At 39.3% G+C, this 20,418-nt stretch carries 20 protein-coding genes and 1 riboswitch; of the genes, 19 read left to right on the top strand and 1 reads right to left on the bottom strand.

What is annotated here, in order from left to right; all coding sequences use genetic code 11:
• Window positions 1-315: 315 nt before the first annotated feature.
• From B2R82_RS15060 to purD, 14 genes are all read left to right on the top strand, one after another.
• Window positions 316-585, top strand: coding sequence for a hypothetical protein (locus B2R82_RS15060; protein WP_286925703.1), 270 nt, complete (start codon window positions 316-318; stop codon window positions 583-585).
• A 162-nt stretch (window positions 586-747) separates the two neighbouring features.
• Complete coding sequence (locus B2R82_RS15055) at window positions 748-942, top strand: NETI motif-containing protein (protein ID WP_283869709.1); 195 nt, start codon at window positions 748-750, stop codon at window positions 940-942.
• A gap of 94 nt (window positions 943-1,036) precedes the next feature.
• Window positions 1,037-1,135, top strand: a riboswitch (purine riboswitch).
• Window positions 1,136-1,602: 467 nt separating this feature from the next.
• A complete protein-coding gene (gene purE, locus B2R82_RS15050) occupies window positions 1,603-2,091 on the top strand; it encodes a 5-(carboxyamino)imidazole ribonucleotide mutase (protein ID WP_286925702.1) in 489 nt (162 codons plus the stop codon).
• A complete protein-coding gene (gene purK, locus B2R82_RS15045) occupies window positions 2,088-3,212 on the top strand; it encodes a 5-(carboxyamino)imidazole ribonucleotide synthase (protein WP_286925701.1) in 1,125 nt (374 codons plus the stop codon). The genes purE and purK overlap by 4 nt, the downstream gene beginning before the upstream one ends.
• 13 nt (window positions 3,213-3,225) lie before the next feature.
• The gene (gene purB, locus B2R82_RS15040) at window positions 3,226-4,521 is read left to right on the top strand and encodes an adenylosuccinate lyase (protein WP_286925700.1); all 1,296 of its coding nucleotides are present in this window, start codon (window positions 3,226-3,228) and stop codon (window positions 4,519-4,521) included.
• A 129-nt stretch (window positions 4,522-4,650) separates the two neighbouring features.
• Entirely contained in the window at window positions 4,651-5,361 is a 711-nt protein-coding gene (gene purC / locus B2R82_RS15035; protein WP_286925699.1) for a phosphoribosylaminoimidazolesuccinocarboxamide synthase, read from the top strand.
• A gap of 2 nt (window positions 5,362-5,363) precedes the next feature.
• Window positions 5,364-5,612, top strand: coding sequence for a phosphoribosylformylglycinamidine synthase subunit PurS (purS, locus tag B2R82_RS15030; RefSeq protein WP_286925698.1), 249 nt, complete (start codon window positions 5,364-5,366; stop codon window positions 5,610-5,612).
• 2 nt (window positions 5,613-5,614) lie between these two features.
• Window positions 5,615-6,298 (top strand): phosphoribosylformylglycinamidine synthase subunit PurQ, encoded by a 684-nt coding sequence (gene purQ, locus B2R82_RS15025; protein WP_286925697.1) that lies wholly within the window; start codon window positions 5,615-5,617, stop codon window positions 6,296-6,298.
• Window positions 6,285-8,519 carry a phosphoribosylformylglycinamidine synthase subunit PurL gene (gene purL / locus B2R82_RS15020; RefSeq protein ID WP_286925696.1) on the top strand — a complete coding sequence of 745 codons (2,235 nt, stop codon included), beginning with the start codon at window positions 6,285-6,287 and terminating at the stop codon, window positions 8,517-8,519. Before purQ ends, purL begins: the two co-directional genes overlap by 14 nt.
• Entirely contained in the window at window positions 8,495-9,919 is a 1,425-nt protein-coding gene (gene purF, locus B2R82_RS15015; RefSeq protein WP_286925695.1) for an amidophosphoribosyltransferase, read from the top strand. The genes purL and purF overlap by 25 nt, the downstream gene beginning before the upstream one ends.
• A gap of 22 nt (window positions 9,920-9,941) precedes the next feature.
• Window positions 9,942-10,997 (top strand): phosphoribosylformylglycinamidine cyclo-ligase, encoded by a 1,056-nt coding sequence (gene purM / locus B2R82_RS15010; protein ID WP_286925694.1) that lies wholly within the window; start codon window positions 9,942-9,944, stop codon window positions 10,995-10,997.
• On the top strand, window positions 10,997-11,566 hold the full coding sequence (gene purN, locus B2R82_RS15005) for a phosphoribosylglycinamide formyltransferase (protein WP_286925693.1): 570 nt from the start codon (window positions 10,997-10,999) through the stop codon (window positions 11,564-11,566). The genes purM and purN overlap by 1 nt, the downstream gene beginning before the upstream one ends.
• Before the next feature lie 522 nt (window positions 11,567-12,088).
• Window positions 12,089-13,615, top strand: coding sequence for a bifunctional phosphoribosylaminoimidazolecarboxamide formyltransferase/IMP cyclohydrolase (purH, locus tag B2R82_RS15000; RefSeq protein ID WP_286925692.1), 1,527 nt, complete (start codon window positions 12,089-12,091; stop codon window positions 13,613-13,615).
• Window positions 13,616-13,690: 75 nt separating this feature from the next.
• On the top strand, window positions 13,691-14,947 hold the full coding sequence (gene purD, locus B2R82_RS14995) for a phosphoribosylamine--glycine ligase (RefSeq protein ID WP_286925691.1): 1,257 nt from the start codon (window positions 13,691-13,693) through the stop codon (window positions 14,945-14,947).
• A 91-nt stretch (window positions 14,948-15,038) separates the two neighbouring features.
• On the opposite strand, the gene B2R82_RS14990 is transcribed toward purD, so the two are convergent.
• Window positions 15,039-15,497 (bottom strand): hypothetical protein, encoded by a 459-nt coding sequence (locus B2R82_RS14990; protein ID WP_286925690.1) that lies wholly within the window; start codon window positions 15,495-15,497, stop codon window positions 15,039-15,041.
• A 201-nt stretch (window positions 15,498-15,698) separates the two neighbouring features.
• On the opposite strand from B2R82_RS14990, the gene B2R82_RS14985 reads away from it, so the two are divergent.
• From B2R82_RS14985 to B2R82_RS14965, 5 genes are all read left to right on the top strand, one after another.
• The gene (locus B2R82_RS14985) at window positions 15,699-17,420 is read left to right on the top strand and encodes an adenine deaminase C-terminal domain-containing protein (protein ID WP_286925689.1); all 1,722 of its coding nucleotides are present in this window, start codon (window positions 15,699-15,701) and stop codon (window positions 17,418-17,420) included.
• A gap of 74 nt (window positions 17,421-17,494) precedes the next feature.
• Complete coding sequence (locus B2R82_RS14980) at window positions 17,495-18,553, top strand: DUF3048 domain-containing protein (RefSeq protein WP_376781265.1); 1,059 nt, start codon at window positions 17,495-17,497, stop codon at window positions 18,551-18,553.
• A gap of 15 nt (window positions 18,554-18,568) precedes the next feature.
• Window positions 18,569-18,889 (top strand): YerC/YecD family TrpR-related protein, encoded by a 321-nt coding sequence (locus B2R82_RS14975; RefSeq protein ID WP_004225717.1) that lies wholly within the window; start codon window positions 18,569-18,571, stop codon window positions 18,887-18,889.
• Window positions 18,890-18,999: 110 nt separating this feature from the next.
• Window positions 19,000-19,689, top strand: a complete 690-nt coding sequence (locus B2R82_RS14970) for a heptaprenylglyceryl phosphate synthase (RefSeq protein ID WP_286925687.1) — start codon at window positions 19,000-19,002, stop codon at window positions 19,687-19,689.
• A 32-nt stretch (window positions 19,690-19,721) separates the two neighbouring features.
• Window positions 19,722-20,418 (top strand): UvrD-helicase domain-containing protein (locus B2R82_RS14965; RefSeq protein ID WP_286925686.1); only part of this gene is annotated, 697 nt, incomplete at its 3' end.

Raw genomic sequence — 20,418 nt, 5'->3', positions numbered from 1 at the left:
ACGTCGCTAGGCATTTAAAAAGTCGAGGATTTATTCCTCGGCTTTTTTTATTTATGTGTAAATTCTGCAATGCTATAATTATTTAAAAGGAGTAGCAGTTATAGTTACGGTTAGCATTATACAAGAGAGCAATAGAAAAACTAATATGACTTATAGCACTAATGAACAGATAGGCAGAATATCATAAATGGAATCCTTAAATGACCTTTTAAATCGTTCTTTCTCTACGCGAGATATTGAAAAAAATATTGTCAAAGGAAGATGAAAAGTAAGAGCCTTACTAGCTAAATATCCAATGATATGGAGGCATGAACTATGAGGCGTTATATTTTTACAGCAATCTCTATCTTGTTATTAATAGTAACATTCTTTATGTTTGGCTATGATCCTACAAAATGGTATGGGAAATTTTATAATTCCCTAAGCATTTTTACACCATTTGTATTAGGTGGACTAGGAATACTCAGTGCGATTTTTGGCATTAAAGGTGATATTCGTAAGGTACTTATTATGCTCAATGCTTTTTTGCTGATCCTTTTTCTAGGTATATATTTAATAGGAATATTCAGTTTCCAAAAACCTTAATCATAGTCTGCAGAATTTTAATCTGCAGGTATTTTTAATAAATCAAAACGTTAAATATTACTTAAAATTAATTATAAATAAGTACTTATTGAATAATCTTTAGGTATAATGGAATTCAAACTAAGAGAGTTAAAAGGATAGGAATTTGAAAGGAAGAAGAGTTTGGGAAAAAGACAAATTTGGTATGAGGTAGAAGAAAATGAGTCAATTGAAGATTGTTTGGCTAGAATGCGTCAAGATGGTTTTATAGCAGTTGGTAGAAAAGAAGAACCGATTTTTCACTTAGTTAACGGGGAACCAACGTATTTACGTCAAAAAATACAATTTAAAGCAATGGTCTATCAAGATTCTGAGTAGATTTGACTAAAATCCGAACGTTTTCAAATGACTAAAATAAAATGTTCGCATTTTTACATTGACGATAGTGAAATCACTTGTTAAAATGTGAGAAGGAAAAACAAATAAGGTCCCACATATATGCTAGAGGATTGGCTCTAGTGTCTCTACCCGGCACCGTAAATGCTGGACTATGCGGGAAAGCGCTTTTGGCATGTTACGGAAGGTATATGTACAGAAATGTACTTTTGCATATTCTTTTCTTAATAAGTCCTCAAGTAAACTGCTTTCACGTGTAGGGTAGAGTAGTTTATTTGGGGATTTTCTTTGTTTAACTTATTTCAGCGTGTATCCAAACATCTGCTGAAATAAGTTAAAGCCTCTGGCGGATGTCACGGAAATCGAAAAGGAGTTAATAAAGGATGTTAGCCTAAAATCATCGCATCCATGCGATAACGGCTAACTGACCTGCATCGATAAAAAACGCCACGTCCTGTGGCTTTACTGAAATGACCGACATCGTGTCGGCCCTCACGCAGGTCTAAGCACAAAGCCGATTCCGGACGCAATAATGCCGAGGCATTATTGATAAAGAAAAGAATTGCAGTAGCTATTTGAAGTATAGAGGCTTACACAATATATTTTGATCATTTTTCTATCGTTTAAAAGGAGCGACAATTCATGAATCCGAAAATCGGTGTCATTATGGGGAGTTCAAGTGACTGGGAAACAATGAAACATGCATGTGATATTTTAGATGAATTACAAGTACCGTACGAGAAAAAGGTTGTATCTGCACATCGTACTCCAGATTTAATGTTTGAATATGCTGAATCAGCACGTGAGCGAGGTATTCAGGTGATTATTGCGGGTGCAGGTGGGGCTGCACATTTACCAGGAATGGTGGCAGCAAAAACAACATTACCCGTAATTGGCGTGCCTGTACAATCTCGTGCTCTTAATGGTCTTGATTCTCTATTATCAATTGTTCAAATGCCTGGAGGTGTACCTGTTGCCACAGTTGCAATAGGTAAAGCAGGAGCGACAAATGCAGGTTTGCTTGCAGCGCAAATTTTGTCGACAACAGATACAGAGCTTGCTACTAAACTAGATGCTAGAAGAGAAGCAACAAAGCAACAAGTATTGGAAAGCACAGGTGACTTGGTGTGACAAAGATTATTTATCCAGGGCAAACGATCGGTATTATTGGAGGTGGGCAGCTTGGCCGTATGATGGCACTTGCTGCAAAAGAAGTTGGCTTTAAAATTGCCGTTCTTGAACCAACAATGGACTCACCATGTGGACAGGTTGCAGATATCCGTATTGTGGCACCATATGACGATGAGGCTGCTTTAGAGGAGCTTGCAGAAGTAAGTGATGTGATCACTTTTGAGTTTGAAAATATCGATTATGATGGACTAAAACGCTTAACACAAATGGCTTATGTACCTCAGGGTGCAGAATTAGTACGCATTACACAAAACCGAGTAACCGAGAAGGAAGCGATAGTGAAAGCTGGTTGTCCAGTAGCACCTTATATTGTTGCAAATACTTATGAGGAATTAGTAGCCAATATTGATACGATTGGTTATCCTTGTATAGTCAAAACAGCAAGAGGTGGTTATGATGGCAAAGGACAGCAGCTTTTAAAATCAGCACAAGACCTGCCATTAGCGAGGGAGCTTTTTTCACATTCCCAATGTATAGCTGAGGGATTTGTCCCATTTGTAAAAGAGGTATCAGTAATAGTCCAAAGAAATGGTAATGGTGAATCATACTGTCAGCCAGTTGGAGAAAATATTCATGTTCATCATATTTTACATGAAACTATTGTGCCTGCCCGTATAAAAAAAGAAACAGCTCAGGCTGCGGAACGAGAAGCTTTGAAAATTGCCGATTACTTGCAGTTAGTCGGAACTCTTGCAGTAGAGATGTTTGTATTAGAAGATGGCGGCATTATGATTAATGAATTAGCACCTAGACCCCATAATTCAGGTCACTATTCAATAGAAGCATGTAATGTTTCACAGTTCCATCAGCATATTCGTGCTGTATGTGGTTGGCCGCTGCGTAAACCACAGCTATGGGCACCATCTATTATGGTCAATGTTTTAGGGCAGCATGTCATGCCACTTAGTAACTCAATTGCTAAATATCCTGAATGGTCAATACATCTTTATGGGAAAGCTGAAGCTAAAGTGAACCGTAAGATGGGCCACGTAACGATTATGACAAAAGACTTAGAGAAAACACTACAACAAATCGAGAGTTCTGGCATTTGGTCAGAATAGAAGGAGATACGCGATGATTGAACGTTACACAAGACCCGAAATGGGTGCAATTTGGACAGAACAAAATAAATATCAAGCTTGGCTAGAGGTTGAAATTTTAGCATGCGAAGCTTGGGCAGAATTAGGCGACATTCCAAAAGAAGATGTAGCTAAAATACGTGAAAAGGCTTCATTTGATGTTAATCGTATATTAGAGATTGAGCTAGAAACACGTCATGATGTTGTGGCATTCACACGTGCTGTCTCTGAAACACTGGGCGAAGAGCGAAAATGGGTGCACTATGGTTTAACTTCTACAGACGTAGTTGACACAGCTCTTTCCTATTTGATTAAACAGGCAAATGATATTTTACACAAAGACATCGTGAATTTCATTGATATTATTGCAGCAAAAGCAAAAGAGCATAAGTATACGGTCATGATGGGGCGTACACATGGTGTTCATGCTGAGCCAACAACTTTCGGTTTAAAACTTGGTTTATGGTATGAAGAAATGAAGCGTAACCTTGAACGCTTTGAAGCAGCAGCGAAAGTGATTGAAACAGGAAAAATGTCTGGAGCCGTTGGAACTTACGCCAACATCGACCCTCGTGTTGAACAGTATGTTTGCGATAAATTAGGACTAACAGCATCACCTATTTCAACACAAACATTACAGCGTGACCGACATGCACAGTATCTAGGCGCTTTAGCGTTAATTGCAACATCCATTGAAAAATTTGCTACAGAAATTCGCGGCTTACAGAAATCTGAAACACGCGAAGTGGAAGAGGCCTTTGCAAAAGGGCAGAAAGGGTCATCAGCAATGCCACATAAACGTAATCCAATCGGTTCTGAAAACATGGTTGGTATGTCTCGTTTAATGCGTGGCTATATGGTAACAGCTTATGAAAATGTAGCTTTATGGCATGAACGTGATATTTCACATTCATCTGCAGAGCGCGTTATTTTACCGGATGCAACAATTACTCTTAACTATATGTTGAATCGCTTCGGTAATATTGTGAAAAACTTAACCGTATTCCCTGAAAACATGAAACGTAATATGGGTCGCACTTTTGGTTTAATTTATTCTCAACGTATCCTATTAGCCCTTATTGATAAAGGATTAGTGCGTGAGGAAGCGTATGATACAGTACAGCCTTTAGCGATGCAGGCGTGGGACGAGCAGGTTCAATTCCGTACGTTAGTCGATGCAAGTGAAAAAATTACATCGTATTTAACGAAGGAAGAGCTAGATGAGTGCTTCGACTACAACTATCATTTACAGCATGTTGATATGATTTTTGAACGACTAGGACTTAACTAATATTTATTTAGCCTGCTTAAAATGAATGTTAGAGCCACTAGCGGATATATCAGAATTGAATCGTAAAATATGCGGTTCAATTCTGGGATAATCCGCACGTATTTCATAATATCCAGGGGGAATAACGATATGACTAAAGGTCAACTTTTGTATGAAGGTAAAGCAAAAAAATTGTATACAACAGAGGAGCCAAACGTGCTGCTTGTTGAGTACAAGGATAGTGCCACAGCATTTAATGGTGAGAAAAAGGAAGAGATTGAAGGAAAAGGTGTTTTAAATAATCGTATTACTTCATTAATATTCGAAAAATTACAAGCAAACGGAATTGCGTCACATTTCGTAAAACAATTATCTGATACACAACAGCTTGTGAAAAAAGTAGATATTATTCCAATAGAGGTTGTAGTTCGTAATTTAGCAGCAGGTAGCTTAGCGAAACGTCTCGGCTTAGAGGAAGGAACACCATTAAAACGTCCAATCGTTGAGTATTATTATAAGGATGATGAGCTGGGTGATCCGTTCATTACAACGGAGCATATTGACGTACTTGATCTTGCAACGCCTGAAGAAGTGACAGCTATTTATGAAGGTGCTTTAGCTGTTAATAAAGTTTTGCAGCCAATCTTTGCGGAGGTTAATGTTACGCTAATCGACTTTAAATTGGAGTTTGGACGTGACCATGATGGAAACGTGTTATTAGCGGATGAGATTTCACCAGATACATGCAGACTTTGGGATGCAACAACGAATCAAAAGTTAGACAAAGATGTCTTTCGTCGAAACCTTGGCAATTTAACTGATGTTTATACTATTATACTTTCTAGACTCGGAGGCAAATAACAATGAAAAAAGTTAAAATTTACGTAACATTACGCGAGAGCATTCTTGATCCACAAGGCTCTGCTGTACAAGGTTCTTTAGTAAAAATGGGGTACACTGAAGTAGAAGATTTACGTATTGGTAAATATCTTGAACTATCAATTAAAGATACAGAACGTGACATTGATACTCTAGTAAAAGAAATGTGTGCAAAGGTTTTAACAAACGTTGTAATCGAAGACTACCGTTATGAAGTCGAGGAGGCTAACTAATCATGAAATTCGCAGTACTCGTATTCCCTGGGTCCAACTGTGATATCGATATGTATCATGCGATTAAAGATGAGCTAGGTGAAGAAGTAGAATATGTATGGCATACAGCAACAGATCTAAGTGGCTTTGATGGTGTATTAGTACCAGGGGGGTTCTCATATGGAGATTATCTTCGCTGTGGTGCAATGGCTAATCAATCTAACATTATGACAGAAGTTAAAAAGGCAGCAGATGCTGGTAAACCTGTACTTGGTGTATGTAATGGCTTCCAAATCCTTACGGAAGCTGGTTTATTGCCAGGAGCTTTACTGCGCAATAAAAACTTGAAATTTATGGGCCGTACAGTACAGCTTAAGGTTAATAACAACAATACATTATTCACAAATCAATATGAACCGGGTCAAATTATCAATATTCCAATCGCACATGGTGAGGGTAACTACTACTGTGATGAGGAAACTTTACAAAAATTAAAGGATAACAATCAAATCGTGTTCACTTACTCAGGTGAAAATCCAAACGGTTCTTTAGAAGATATCGCAGGGATTATAAACGAGCGCGGCAATGTATTAGGGATGATGCCACATCCAGAGCGTGCTGTTGATGCACTGGTGGGCGGAGCAGACGGTCTAGCAGTATTTAAATCAATTGTGAAGCAGTGGAGGGAAAATCATGTCAACAACTAAGTTTGAGCCAACAGCACAGCAAATTAAAGATGAAAAGCTATACGCTGGTATGGGGATGTCAGACGAAGAATTTGCAATGGTAGAAGGTATTTTAGGACGTCTACCTAACTGGACAGAGACAGGTCTTTTCTCAGTAATGTGGTCTGAGCACTGCTCTTACAAAAATTCAAAGCCAGTCCTACGTAAATTCCCTACAAAAGGACCTCAAGTTTTACAGGGACCAGGTGAGGGTGCAGGGATTGTCGATATTGGTGATGAACAAGCAGTAGTGTTCAAAATGGAGTCACATAACCATCCATCTGCAATAGAGCCTTATCAAGGAGCTGCAACGGGTGTGGGTGGTATTATTCGTGATGTTTTCTCAATGGGTGCGCGTCCTATTGCTATGTTAAACTCATTACGCTTTGGGGAATTAAAATCAGCACGTGGTAAATATCTATTTGAAGAAGTAGTTGCTGGGATCGCAGGATATGGTAACTGTATCGGAATCCCAACAGTAGGTGGCGAAATTCAATTTGATCCTTGCTATGAAGGCAATCCACTGGTTAATGCAATGTGTGTCGGTTTAATTGACCATAAGGATATTCAACGTGGTATTGCAGCGGGTGTCGGTAATACAGTTATGTACGTTGGTGCGAAAACAGGTCGTGACGGAATTCATGGTGCAACATTTGCCTCTGAAGAATTAACTGAGGAATCAGAAAACCAACGTCCAGCAGTACAAGTAGGGGACCCATTTATGGAGAAGCTTTTACTTGAAGCATGTTTAGAGGTTGTTAAATCTGACGCTCTAGTTGGTATTCAAGATATGGGTGCAGCTGGTCTTACATCTTCTTCAGCAGAAATGGCTTCAAAGGCTGGTTCTGGTGTAGAAATGAACTTAGACTTAGTGCCGCAACGTGAGACAGGTATGACAGCATATGAAATGATGTTATCAGAGTCACAAGAACGTATGCTACTTGTTGTGAAAAAAGGTCGCGAAGATGAAATTAAAGCGATTTTCGATAAATATGATTTAGATGCTGTAGCAATTGGTCGAGTAACAGATGATAAAATGCTTCGTCTATTACACAACGGTGAAGTCGTAGCTGAAGTATCTGCTGATGCACTTGCAGAAGATGCACCAGTTTATCATAAGCCATCTGCAGAGCCTGCTTACTATGCCGAATTCCAAGCGATCGAGAACACTGAGCCAACGGTAACAGATTACAAAGAAACTTTAAACAAACTTTTACAAGCACCTACAATTGCTTCAAAAGAGTGGGTTTACGATCAATTCGATTACCAAGTTCGTACATCAACAGTTGTAACACCAGGTTCTGACGCTGCTGTTATTCGTGTACGTGGTACAAATAAAGGATTAGCGATGACAACGGATTGTAACTCTCGCTATATATACTTAGATCCAGAGGTGGGCGGTGCTATCGCCGTAGCTGAAGCAGCTCGTAATATCGTTGCAACTGGTGGTACGCCACTTGCGATTACTGACTGCTTAAACTTTGGTAATCCAGAGAAGCCAGAAATCTTTTGGCAAATTGAAAAATCTGCTGATGGTATTTCTGCTGCTTGTACGGCATTAAATGCCCCAGTAATTGGTGGTAACGTATCTCTTTATAATGAACGTTCAGGTGAAGCAGTCTATCCAACACCAACAATCGGTATGGTTGGATTGATTGAAGACTTAGCTCATGTCACAACACAAGAAGTAAAAGCTGCTGGGGATGTAGTATTTGTGATTGGTGAGACAAATACTGAGTTTGGTGGATCAGAGCTTCAAAAGTTATTAAACAATGGAGTTATCTCAGGTAAAGCACCAGCTATCAATTTAGAGGTTGAGGCTGCTCGTCAGCAAGCATTACTGAAGGCTATTAAAACTGGACTTGTCCAATCTGCTCATGACGTAGCAGAGGGTGGTCTTGCTGTTGCTATAGCTGAAACAACATTTGGTGCAAAGGGGCTAGGTGTTGACGTAACATTGACGGGTTCTGCTACAACGGCATTATTCAGTGAGAGTCAATCTCGTTTTGTTGTCACAGTGAAAGAAGAAAATGCAGCCGCATTTGTAGAAATCATCAAAGACGCACAGAAAATTGGTGTCGTAACAAACGATGCACTTGTTAAAATCAACGGGGACAAAGGTGTGCTTGTAGAAGGTACAGTGGAGGAATTCCGTTCTAATTGGAAAGGAGCAATCCCATGCTTGCTGAACTCAGAGGCTTAAACGAAGAATGTGGGGTGTTCGGTATTTGGGGTAACCCAAATCCAGCACACCTTAGCTATTACGGGCTTCATGCTCTTCAACACCGTGGACAAGAAGGTGCTGGAATCGTTGTTTCAGACGGTCAGCATCTTCGCGCGGTGAAAGGCGAAGGACTAGTGAATGATGTATTCAACGAAGATAAATTAAAGGCAGTGAACGGCAAAGCGGCTATTGCGCATGTTCGTTATACGACTGCTGGTGGTGGCGGTATTGAAAACGTACAGCCATTATTATTCCACTCCTCAACTGGTAGCCTTTCAATTGCCCATAACGGTAACTTAGTCAATGCGACACATTTAAAACAGTATTTAGAGCGACAGGGGAGTATTTTCCATTCTAGCTCTGATACGGAAGTGCTGGCGCATCTTATTAAGAAAAGCTCGCATTCACCATTTCGTGCGAAGGTGAAAAATGCCCTCTCTTTATTAAAGGGTGCGTATTCTTTCTTAATCATGACAAAGGATGAAATGCTTGTTGCACGTGATCCACATGGTTTACGTCCACTTTCTCTTGGAAAGCTAGGAGATGGCTGGGTGGTAGCTTCTGAAACTTGTGCATTTGATTTAATCGGCGCAGAATTTGTTCGTTCTGTTGAGCCTGGTGAATTATTAATTATCAACGATGAAGGTGTAAAGTCAGATCGTTTTGCAGAGATGGATAAACGTGCCATGTGTGCAATGGAATATGTTTATTTAGCTCGTCCTGACTCAGACATTGATGGAATTAATGTCCATATGGCACGAAAACGTATGGGGAAACAGCTTGCTCGTGAATGTGCACATATTGAGGCTGATGTTGTAACGGGTGTACCAGACTCAAGTATCTCTGCAGCAATCGGTTTTGCTGAGGAAAGTGGTATTCCTTATGAGTTAGGTTTAATTAAAAATCGTTATGTCGGTCGAACGTTTATTCAACCCACTCAGGAATTACGTGAGCGCGGAGTAAAAATGAAACTATCTCCAGTCGTTCAAGTTGTGAAAGGGAAACGAGTTGTGATGGTAGATGATTCTATCGTACGAGGTACAACTTCCCGTCGTATCGTCAAAATGTTGAAGGATGCAGGGGCAGCAGAGGTACATGTCGTGATTTCTTCACCACCGATGACAGATCCTTGTTATTATGGCATTGATACGTCGACACATGAAGAATTAATTGCATCTAGTCATAATGTAGATGAAATCCGTGAAGCAATCGGAGCAGATACACTAACATTCCTTTCTGTTGAGGGTATGGTTGAAACGATTGCACGACCATATGAAGACGAAAATCGTGGACTATGCCTTGCTTGCTTTACAGGCAAATATCCTACAGAAATTTTCCCAGATACGATCTTACCACATGAAAAAGAACTATTACGTTAAGGATGATAAGGAGGATCTCTGCGTGTCAAAAGCATATGAACAAGCAGGTGTAAATATTGAAGCAGGCTATGAAGCCGTAAAACGAATGAAGTCTCACGTTGAACGCACAAACCGTCTAGGTGTGATGGGAACGTTCGGTGGCTTTGGCGGTATGTTTGACTTGTCAGAACTAAATCTTAAGGAGCCTGTTCTTATTTCAGGTACAGATGGTGTTGGGACAAAGCTTAAACTAGCTTTTATGGTGGATAAGCACGATACGATTGGTGTAGACTGCGTGGCTATGTGTGTGAATGATATTGTGGCACAGGGTGCTGAACCATTGTATTTTTTAGATTATGTTGCCCTTGGTAAAGCTGAACCAGCGAAAATTGAACAAATTGTCAAAGGCGTTGCAGATGGCTGTGTACAATCTGGTGCAGCATTAATCGGTGGCGAGACAGCAGAAATGCCAGGTCTTTATGAAGAGGATGAGTATGATTTAGCAGGTTTTGCAGTAGGTGCATGTGAAAAATCAGCTATCGTAACAGGTGAAAAAATCGTAGAGGGTGATGTGCTTGTTGGTATTGCTTCAAGTGGAGTGCATTCAAACGGTTATTCATTAGTACGAAAAATTGTTTTTGCTGATAATGATTATGCAGTAGATGCGATTGTGGCAGGCTACGAGGATCTTGGCCCTATTGGAGAAGCTTTGTTAGTGCCAACAAAATTATATGCTAAACCAGTACTTGCAGCTTTAAAAGCAGCAGACGTTCATGGCTGTGCACATGTAACAGGCGGTGGCTTTTATGAAAATCTTCCTCGCATGATGCCAAAGGGATTAGCAACTGAAATTGACTTAGGTTCATGGCCAGTATTACGTATTTTTGAGTTTTTGAAAGATAAAGGCCAGCTTGAGGATAAGGATCTATATAATGTCTTTAACATGGGCATTGGCTTTGTACTAGCGGTACCAGCAGATGAAGTGGATAAAGTAATTGCTACTGTGGAAGCAAATGGTGAAAAAGCATACAAAATCGGTCGTGTTGTGAGCGGCGAGGGTGTTGTATTTAATGGCTTACATGATGGGAGTTTAGTGTAATGACTGCACCAACCAAGATTGCCGTTTTTGCCTCAGGCAGTGGTAGCAATTTTCAGGCCATTCAAGAGGCGATTGAACGTGGTGAGCTACATGCAAAGGTTGAGCTTGTTGTAACAGACAAGCCTGGCGCATTTGTAGTAACACGTGCCGAGAATTTTAGTATTCCAGTACTAGCTTTAAATCCAAAAGAGTTTGCTTCAAAAGCAGATTACGAGACAGCTATTATCAATGCTTTACAGGAATGTAATGTGGAATGGATTGTGCTTGCCGGTTATATGCGACTAATTAGTGAAGTATTACTTTCAGCATTTCCACAGCGTATCGTGAATATCCATCCGTCATTATTACCAGCTTTCCCAGGTAAGGACGCGATTGGGCAAGCGATGGAGCATGGAGTCAAGATAACAGGTGTAACTGTGCATTTTGTAGACGAAGGTATGGACACAGGCCCTATTATCGCACAAGCAGCAGTTGCCGTTATTGATGGTGATCGTGAGGCAACAGAAGTGGCTATTCATAAGCAAGAGCATGTACTATATACGAAAGCTTTACAGCAATTATTAAAGTAATTCAGTGGTGGGGAGTTAGGTCTTCTGGAACAATACAGCCTAACTTTACTCTATCAATAATAAGCAAGACATATTTTCGTAGCAAGCACGATAAAAATTGGTTCATCACCAAAAGTTGTGGATGACTTTTGTTAAAACGTTTACTATGTAAAAAAAGTTGATTGGAGTGGAGGCTGGGCGACTCTTTGGGGATCAGCGATATAAAGGAACGAAGGCTAAAAGCATCACGTCCTGTGATAACGCCTTCGTGACCAACATCGTGTTGGCCCGAGACCCTGGAGCGAGCCCATAGGGGAACGAAGGCTAAGAGCATCACATCCTGTGATAACGCCTTCGTGACCAACATCATGTTGGCCCAAGCGGCTCATCGGACGTCCCTAGGAAGCTCTGCTCGAAAGCGAAGCGTCAGCGGCAAATGTTTTATCTGTAGCGAAAGCAAAGCGACAGCTACAAAGCGCCCAGCCGGAACGGAAATCAACCACACGTTTTGGTGATGATCCTAAAAATTAGGAGGATATTGTTGTGACAAAACGTGCATTAATCAGTGTTTCCAATAAAGATGGTATTTTAGAATTTGCAAAAGAACTAGTAGCATTAGGTTATGAAATTTTATCAACTGGTGGTACAAAAAAAATGTTACAGGACAATCATGTTGCCGTAACGGCAGTTGATGAAGTAACTAAATTCCCTGAAATTTTAGATGGTCGTGTAAAAACATTAAACCCAATGATTCACGGTGGTCTATTAGGAAAGTTCGACGATGCTTCTCATCAAGCACAAATGAATGAGCATGGAATTGAGCCAATTGAAATTGTATGTGTCAATCTATACCCGTTCGTTGAAACAATTTCAAAGCCTAATGTAACATGGGATGATGCTATCGAGAATATTGATATCGGTGGTCCAACAATGTTACGTTCTGCAGCAAAAAACCATCAATATGTCACAGTAATTGTCGATAGCAATGACTATGCTAATGTATTAAAGGAACTAAAAGCAGACGGTACAACAACAATTGAAACACGTCGTAAGCTAGCTGCAAAGGTTTTTCGTCACACAGCTGCCTATGATTCCTATATATCAAACTATTTAACTGAAGAAGAGTTTCCAGAAAGTTTAACAATGACATATGAATTAAAACAAAACTTGCGTTATGGTGAAAATCCACATCAAAAAGGAGCATTCTATCAAAAACGTCTTGGCTCTGATTTCTCATTAGCCTATGCAACTCAATTACACGGCAAAGAATTATCTTACAATAATATTCAAGATGGCAATGCAGCTTTGCAAATTGTAAAAGAGTTTGAAATGCCTGCCGCAGTTGCAGTAAAACATATGAACCCTTGTGGTGTTGGTACAGGTGTAACATTAGAGGAAGCATTTGATAAAGCATACGAAGCAGACCCTGTATCTATATTTGGTGGTATTATCGCATTAAACATGGAAGTGGATGCAGCAACGGCTGAAAAATTGAGTCATATTTTCTTAGAAATTATTATTGCACCAGCCTTTACTCAAGAAGCCCTTGATATTTTAACGCAAAAGAAAAATATTCGTTTGTTAACAATTCCTTTTGAGCAAGTAAAACAAGATAATTTTAATGTAGTATCTGTAGAAGGTGGACTTCTTGTTCAAGAGCCGGATCGTTACGGCTTTGCTAATGCAGACATCAAAGTAGTAACGGATCGTGAACCAACAGCACAAGAATGGGAAGCATTACAGCTAGGCTGGTCAGTTGTCAAACATGTTAAATCAAATGCAATTGTCGTAACAGATTCTCAAATGACGCTTGGTGTTGGTGCAGGTCAGATGAATCGTGTTGGTGCAGCTAAAATTGCCTTTGAGCAAGCTGGCGAAAAAGCAAAAGGTGCTGCATTAGCATCTGATGCATTCTTCCCAATGAGTGATACAGTGGAAGCAGCTGCGGCAGCTGGTATTACGGCAATTATTCAACCAGGCGGCTCCATTAAAGATCAGGATTCTATTGATAAAGCAAATGAGTATGGTATTACAATGGTATTTACTGGTGTACGCCACTTTAAACATTAATCAAAATATATTTAATTCTAAGACCGAGATGTTGGTTCATCTCGGTTTTACTTACAAATAGGAGGATTTTTCAAGATGAATGTATTAGTAATCGGAAGCGGTGGCCGTGAGCATGCTATCGCTAAACAATTTAGTAATTCCCCATCTGTGCGTAAGGTATTTGTTGCACCTGGCAATGATGGTATGCGAGGCGATGCAGAGGTCGTTGCTATTGATACAATGGATTTTGCAGGCTTGGCACAATTTGCAAAAGAAAATGCAGTAGATTTGACTTTTGTTGGCCCTGAGCAACCACTTGCTGAAGGGATTGTAGATTTCTTTATTGCTCGTGGTTTACGTGTATTTGGTCCAACAAAAGAAGCAGCACAAATCGAAAGCAGTAAATCATATGCAAAGGATATTATGAATAAATACAATATCCCAACAGCGACTCACGGAACATTTACAGAAGCAAATAAGGCTATCACATACATTAAAGAACAAGGCGCACCAATTGTGATAAAAGCGGATGGCTTAGCCGCTGGTAAAGGTGTGGTTGTTGCCATGACAGAGGAGGAAGCCATTGAAGCTGTTCAGGATATGATTGGGAATCAACGTTTTGGCGAATCATCCTCTCGAGTTGTTATTGAGGAATTCTTAGATGGTGAAGAATTCTCATTTATGTCATTCGTCCATAAAGGTCAGATTTATCCGATGGTTATTGCTCAGGATCATAAGCGAGCATATGATGGCGATAAAGGTCCTAATACAGGTGGAATGGGTGCTTATTCACCAGTACCCCAAATTTCACAAGAGATAGTGGACGTAGCTTATAAAACAATAGTTGAGCCCACTGTTCAAGGGATGGAATCGGACGGTGTATCTTTTACTGGAATTTTATATGCAGGGTTAATATTAACAAAAAATGGTCCAAAGGTGATTGAGTTTAATGCACGCTTTGGAGATCCAGAAACACAAGTCGTTTTACCACGTATGGTTTCTGATTTTGGTGATTTTATGATGGCTTTAATGGATGAAAAACCCTTTGATTTACAATGGTCAGAGGATGCAATGCTCGGTGTTGTAATTGCTGCAGAAGGATATCCAGGGGATGTAGAAAAAGGGCATGCATTACCTAGTTTAGAGAATCTATCAGCTTCACATGCCGTATTCCATGCAGGGTCAAAGCTTGTAGATGATAAATTTGTTGGTAACGGTGGGCGAGTTTTATTAGTTGGAGCAAAAGCATCTACCCTAAAAGAAGCGCAAGAAAAGGTATATGCAGGTATTGCAACTGAAAATTGGAATAATTTCTTCTATCGTAAAGATATCGGTTGGCGAACATTTAAATAAAATTTATCATGCTTTGAAACTTCTTCTTATTATTAAACGTATGATTTATAAGGGTAAGAGCCGTCTCATATAGTTGAGACGGCTCCTTTGACTAAGAAGGATTTTGTGCTTTAGTTGTAGAATTTTTACTGTCTGAGGAATTTTGATTTGAAGTGCTGGCGTCAGATTGCTTTGAAGCAGTTGCACTTGATTCTGACGAATTACCAGATATGGCAGAGGAGAAATCCTTCATGAGCTTGCCGATTTGCTCAGATGACATGGATTGATTAGATGTCATAGATTGATTAGATGACATAGAATTTTGTCCACCGAGCATACTTTGCATAGAGCTATTCACGGCATTTTGCATATTGGAACTCAGTAAAGCTTTTGTCGGGCAATACTTAAAGATACCCTCAGCCATTTTTAAAGCACCTAATGCAATCATTAATCGACCGCCCGTACAGTTAGGATTTCTTGAAGCCCTAGCGATACCAAATGCCGTCATACTTGTACCCATGGCAAAGCGACAGAAGGCATTTTTTTCACTTAAATTAGCTTGTTGCATCATACTATTTCCTCCTTTAGTCATTGTGGAAAAAATAAAGCGGGGTGCACTTTGCTTTATGAAAGTGCTGTGTTACGATTGAAACAAGATGATTGCATAATTGCTGCATTTTAATGAAAAAATGCGCTTATGCAATAGTAGTATGTGATATCACATTAGATTTACACAATGAAATTTTACGTAATTTAGGAAGGAGCGGATAGAATGGATCCAGTATGGAAAATTACAAAATTACGCCAACAATTAGCGGTAATTGATGGTAAAAAGGCACCGGATATTGTGTTAAAAAATGCACGTTATTTACATAGTATGCTCAAACAATGGGTAGTAGGGAACATTTGGATTTTAGGAGATCGAATTGTCTATGCTGGCGACAGAATGCCTCCTTTTATAGAGGGGACAGAGGTGGTTGATTGTACGAATAAAACAATTGTACCAGGCTATATTGAACCTCATGTCCATCCATTCCAGCTCTATCATCCACAATCTTTTGCTGATTTTTGTGGACAGCTAGGCACAACAGCTTTTATTTCTGATAATTTAAGTTTTGTTTTATCTTTAGAAAATAAGAAAGCGTTTTCAATATTGAATGACTTGAAAAAGCTTCCGTTTTCTTTTTACTGGTGGACACGCTTTGATTCACAAACTGAGATGGAGCAGGAGGAAGAAATTTTCTCTAATACATCAATCTTAGAATGGTTAGAGCGGGATGATGTTTTACTTGGAGGAGAGTTAACAGGCTGGCCAAGATTGTTGCATGGGGATGACCAAATGCTTTATCGTATGCAAATGGCTAAAGGCTACGGCAAAAAAATAGAAGGCCATTTTCCAGGAGCTTCAGAAAGAACTTTAGCCCGTATGAAACTACTTGGGGCAGATGGTGATCATGAGGCAATGACAGTGGAGGAAGTGGAAAGACGTATTATGCAGGGATATGCTGTGACACTACGTCATTCTTCGATTCGCCCAGATTTACCACATCTCTTAAAAGGAATTGTAGAAAAAGGGCTTCCTATTTTTGATCATTTAATGATGACAACAGACGGTTCAACGCCTTCCTTCCATCAGGATGGTGTGATGGATAAATGTATTCAAGCAGCTTTAGATGCAGGTGTCTCACCAATAGATGCCTATCAAATGGCTACTTATAATGTTGCACGCTATTACAATATGTCTAGCTTACATGGTTTTATCGCGACAGGACGATTTGCTTCCTTGAATATATTACAAGATGAATGGCATCCAGTTCCTGAAAGCGTATTATCCAAAGGTGTCTGGTTAAAACGTGATGGACAGCGTGTGCATAAACTTACTGCTATAGATTATTCAGCTCTTCCAGCGTTTAATTTAGGATTTTCATTAAATTCCCATGACTTCCAGTTTTCAATGCCATTTGGAATTGAGCTTGTGAACGATGTTATTACAAAACCATATAATTCCTTAGTTACTAGGGAGGGGCAGCTTGCTGATCATGATGAATGTTATTTAATGCTCATTAATAGAGACGGCAATTGGCACGTAAATACGATGATCAAAGGCTTTGCGACTAGTGTTCAAGGCTTTGCCTCTTCTTACTCCAATACAGGTGATATTTTACTTATTGGAAAAAATAAAGAGGATATGATAAAAGCCTTTGAGGAAATGAAGGCGATGCAGGGAGGCATTGTCCTTGTAGAAAAGGGAGAAGTTATTGCTTCTATTCCTTTAACAATAGGTGGTCTACTTTTTGATGGAGATGTAGAAGAGTTAACAAATAAAGAACTAGCTTTAAAACAAGCATTAGCTGAGCGTGGTTATCGTCTAGGTGATGCAATCTATACTTTGTTATTTTTACAATCTACACATTTACCTTATATCCGTATAACACCAAAAGGGATTTTTGATGTTATGAAGAATAAGTTATTATTACCAGCAGTTATGCGCTAGTTGTGATTTGATTTCATTATAGCGTAACCATAGTCCAATTACAGTTTGAGTGATTGTTTAAAGGAGAGAAAGTAATGCATGTGTTAAAATCAAAAAAACTATTTATTACTATGGCATTTAGTGCCTTGTTAATAGGAGGATGTTCAAAGGATTCCTCGGAAGTAAAGGACCAAACAGACAAAACTAAAGAGGAACCAGTTATTGAGGAGCCTGTAAAAGAGGAAGCATTTCTTGCTCCTTTAACAGGTGAGGCTGTTAAAGAGGAGATTACACAACGTCCAATCATCGTGACGATTAATAATCATCCAGCAGCACGCCCTCAATCCGGATTAGCGGCGGCAGATATTATTTATGAAATGCTGGCAGAGGGTGATGTTACTCGTTTTTTAGCAGTCTACCAAAGTGAGTTACCAGAAAATTTTGGACCTGTTCGTAGTGCCAGATCCTATTTTGTCGATATTGCTAAAGGCTTTGACGCATTTTATGTAGCTCATGGTTATAGCCCGGAAGCTAAATCAATGCTTGAAAATAATGTAATCGATAATATAAATGGCATGAATTATGATGGTACTCTTTTTAAACGTTCAAAAGATCGTGTTGCACCACATAATTCTTATATAACATCAGAGAATTTATTAAAAGGTGCTGAAAAGATAGGCGCTTCAATGATTTACAGTGAAAAAGTGCGTCAGGCTTTTTATGAACCCGATGAACGTGGTAAAATAGGCATTGAAACAAGTAAAGTTGACATTTACTACGGAAATAGTGAGTATTTCCATAATTCGTATGTGTATGATCATCAAAATAATCATTATGGACGACAATCGGCTGGCGTTGACACAAAGGATATGTTAACGGGCGAGGCATTATCATTGGCAAATGTTTTATTTTTTGAAATGAATCATCGAACTATTGATAATGTTGGACGCCAAGAAATTGATTTAACTTCTGGTGGAAATGCTTACGTATTCCAAAACGGCTATATGAGAGAAGTTAAATGGGCTAATATTGATGGATTACCGATGGCTGTTGAAGAATCTGGGGAGCTTGTTAAATTAGTACCAGGAAAGTCATGGGTTCATTTCGTACCAGCTTCACCAGGGTTACAGACAATGGTGAAAACGCAGCCTTAAAGGGAGGAAAATTGCATGCAAATCGAAAAAATTCGAGGGCATCAAACAGATCAATTATTTAAAGCAGTGTTAGAGCTGAAAGACATTGAAGAATGCTATAAGTTTTTTGATGATTTATGTACGATTAGTGAAATTCAATCACTAGCACAACGCTTTGAAGTTGCGCATTTATTACGTTTAAAGAAAACCTACGAATCCATCAAAAAGGAAACAGGTGCTAGTACAGCAACAATTTCTCGAGTGCGACGTTGCTTTGATTATGGAAACGATACATATGATGAAATGCTAGGTCGTTTGTATCCTGATGAAAAACCATTTCAAGCACCAAAAGAATAGTAGGTAAAGAGGCTGGGTAGAGTTTCTGCCCAGTCTTTTTCATTTTTTTGTCGTCAGTCATAAGCTATACTTGTTAACGAATAGATAGAAAATGATAGGTGGTAAAATAAATGGAATATTTAGAATGGAGACATGTGTTTAAGCTCGATCCAGCTAAGGAAATTTCAGATGAAGCATTAGAAAAAATTTGCGAATCAGGAACAGATGTCATTTTAGTTGGCGGTACAGATGATATAACATTGGATGGCGTTTTAGATTTACTGGTCCGTGTAAGACGCTTTGAAGTACCGATAGCGCTTGAAATTTCTACAATTGATTCGGTAACACCAGGCTATGACTATTACTTTATTCCGACAGTGTTAAATAGTGATGATCCTAAATGGATTAAAAACTTACACCACGAAGCTATAAAGGAATATGGGGATATCATGGTGTGGGACGAGCTAGTTGCTGAGGGCTATTGTATATTAAATCCACACTGTAAGGCTGCAGAAGTGACAAATGCGAAAACGGATTTATCGTTAGATGACATAGTTGCTTATGCACGTCTGGCTGAAAACTTTTTTAAGCTACCAGTATTTTATATAGAGTATAGCGGAACATATGGTGATATTAGTGTTGTTAGTGCTGTAAAGCAGGAGCTTAAAAATACACGATTGTTTTATGGTGGTGGTGTTACTTCCGCAAAGCAAGCAGCCGAAATGGCAAAATATGCGGATACAGTTGTAGTTGGTAATATTATTTATGATGATTTAAAAGCTGCACTTGCAACTGTTAAGGCTGTTAAAAATACGATATAATTTAAGAACAAACGTTTGTAAGGTGGTGCGAAATGGAGCAGTTAACAAAAAACTTATTAGCAGGTATGAATCCTGAACAGGAGAATGCGGTCAAAACGACTGAAGGGCCGCTTCTAATTATGGCAGGTGCAGGATCGGGGAAAACGCGTGTACTAACACATCGTATTGCGTATTTAATCATTGAAAAAGAAGTGTACCCATCAAAAATTTTAGCTATCACTTTTACCAATAAAGCGGCACGAGAAATGCGAGAGCGTATTGATGGCATTCTTGGTAATGGGACAGGCGATAGTATGTGGGTATCCACATTCCACTCGATGTGTGTACGTATTTTACGACGTAATATTGATCAGCTTGGAATATCACGTAATTTTTCAATTTTAGATTCCACAGATCAACTATCAGTCATTAAAAATGTGATGAAGGAAGAAAACATTGATTCGAAGCGCTTTGAACCTCGCGCTATTTTAAATGCAATTAGTGCAGCAAAAAACGAATGTATTGCGGCAGATGATTATGTCGCTCAAATCAATGAACATAATCCCTACGAAAAAACGGTTGCACGAGTTTACAAGGGCTATGAAAAAAGACTACGCCGCAACCAATCCCTAGATTTCGATGACTTAATAATGACCACTATTACATTATTCAAGAGAGTCCCAGAGGTGCTTGAATACTATCAGAATAAATTCCAATATATTCATGTTGATGAGTATCAAGATAGTGCGA

The sequence above is a fragment of the Lysinibacillus sp. UBA6686 genome, assembly GCF_002455205.1.
GTDB classification, from domain to species: Bacteria; Bacillota; Bacilli; order Bacillales_A; family Planococcaceae; genus Lysinibacillus; species Lysinibacillus pakistanensis.
The sequence above is the reverse complement of the archived record's forward strand: the minus strand, read 5'-3'. Positions and strand labels throughout refer to the sequence as shown.

What these genes read in the sequence shown, in the direction of transcription:
- B2R82_RS14975 (WP_004225717.1), top strand. Translation starts at nt 18,569, where the DNA reads ATGCAAATCGAAAAAATTCGAGGGCATCAAACAGATCAATTATTTAAA.
- purL (WP_286925696.1), top strand. Translation starts at nt 6,285, where the DNA reads ATGTCAACAACTAAGTTTGAGCCAACAGCACAGCAAATTAAAGATGAA.
- B2R82_RS14980 (WP_376781265.1), top strand. Translation starts at nt 17,495, where the DNA reads ATGCATGTGTTAAAATCAAAAAAACTATTTATTACTATGGCATTTAGT.
- B2R82_RS15060 (WP_286925703.1), top strand. Translation starts at nt 316, where the DNA reads ATGAGGCGTTATATTTTTACAGCAATCTCTATCTTGTTATTAATAGTA.
- purB (WP_286925700.1), top strand. Translation starts at nt 3,226, where the DNA reads ATGATTGAACGTTACACAAGACCCGAAATGGGTGCAATTTGGACAGAA.
- purD (WP_286925691.1), top strand. Translation starts at nt 13,691, where the DNA reads ATGAATGTATTAGTAATCGGAAGCGGTGGCCGTGAGCATGCTATCGCT.
- B2R82_RS14990 (WP_286925690.1), bottom strand. Translation starts at nt 15,497, where the DNA reads ATGATGCAACAAGCTAATTTAAGTGAAAAAAATGCCTTCTGTCGCTTT.
- B2R82_RS14970 (WP_286925687.1), top strand. Translation starts at nt 19,000, where the DNA reads ATGGAATATTTAGAATGGAGACATGTGTTTAAGCTCGATCCAGCTAAG.
- purF (WP_286925695.1), top strand. Translation starts at nt 8,495, where the DNA reads ATGCTTGCTGAACTCAGAGGCTTAAACGAAGAATGTGGGGTGTTCGGT.
- purN (WP_286925693.1), top strand. Translation starts at nt 10,997, where the DNA reads ATGACTGCACCAACCAAGATTGCCGTTTTTGCCTCAGGCAGTGGTAGC.
- purQ (WP_286925697.1), top strand. Translation starts at nt 5,615, where the DNA reads ATGAAATTCGCAGTACTCGTATTCCCTGGGTCCAACTGTGATATCGAT.
- purC (WP_286925699.1), top strand. Translation starts at nt 4,651, where the DNA reads ATGACTAAAGGTCAACTTTTGTATGAAGGTAAAGCAAAAAAATTGTAT.
- purS (WP_286925698.1), top strand. Translation starts at nt 5,364, where the DNA reads ATGAAAAAAGTTAAAATTTACGTAACATTACGCGAGAGCATTCTTGAT.
- B2R82_RS14985 (WP_286925689.1), top strand. Translation starts at nt 15,699, where the DNA reads ATGGATCCAGTATGGAAAATTACAAAATTACGCCAACAATTAGCGGTA.
- purE (WP_286925702.1), top strand. Translation starts at nt 1,603, where the DNA reads ATGAATCCGAAAATCGGTGTCATTATGGGGAGTTCAAGTGACTGGGAA.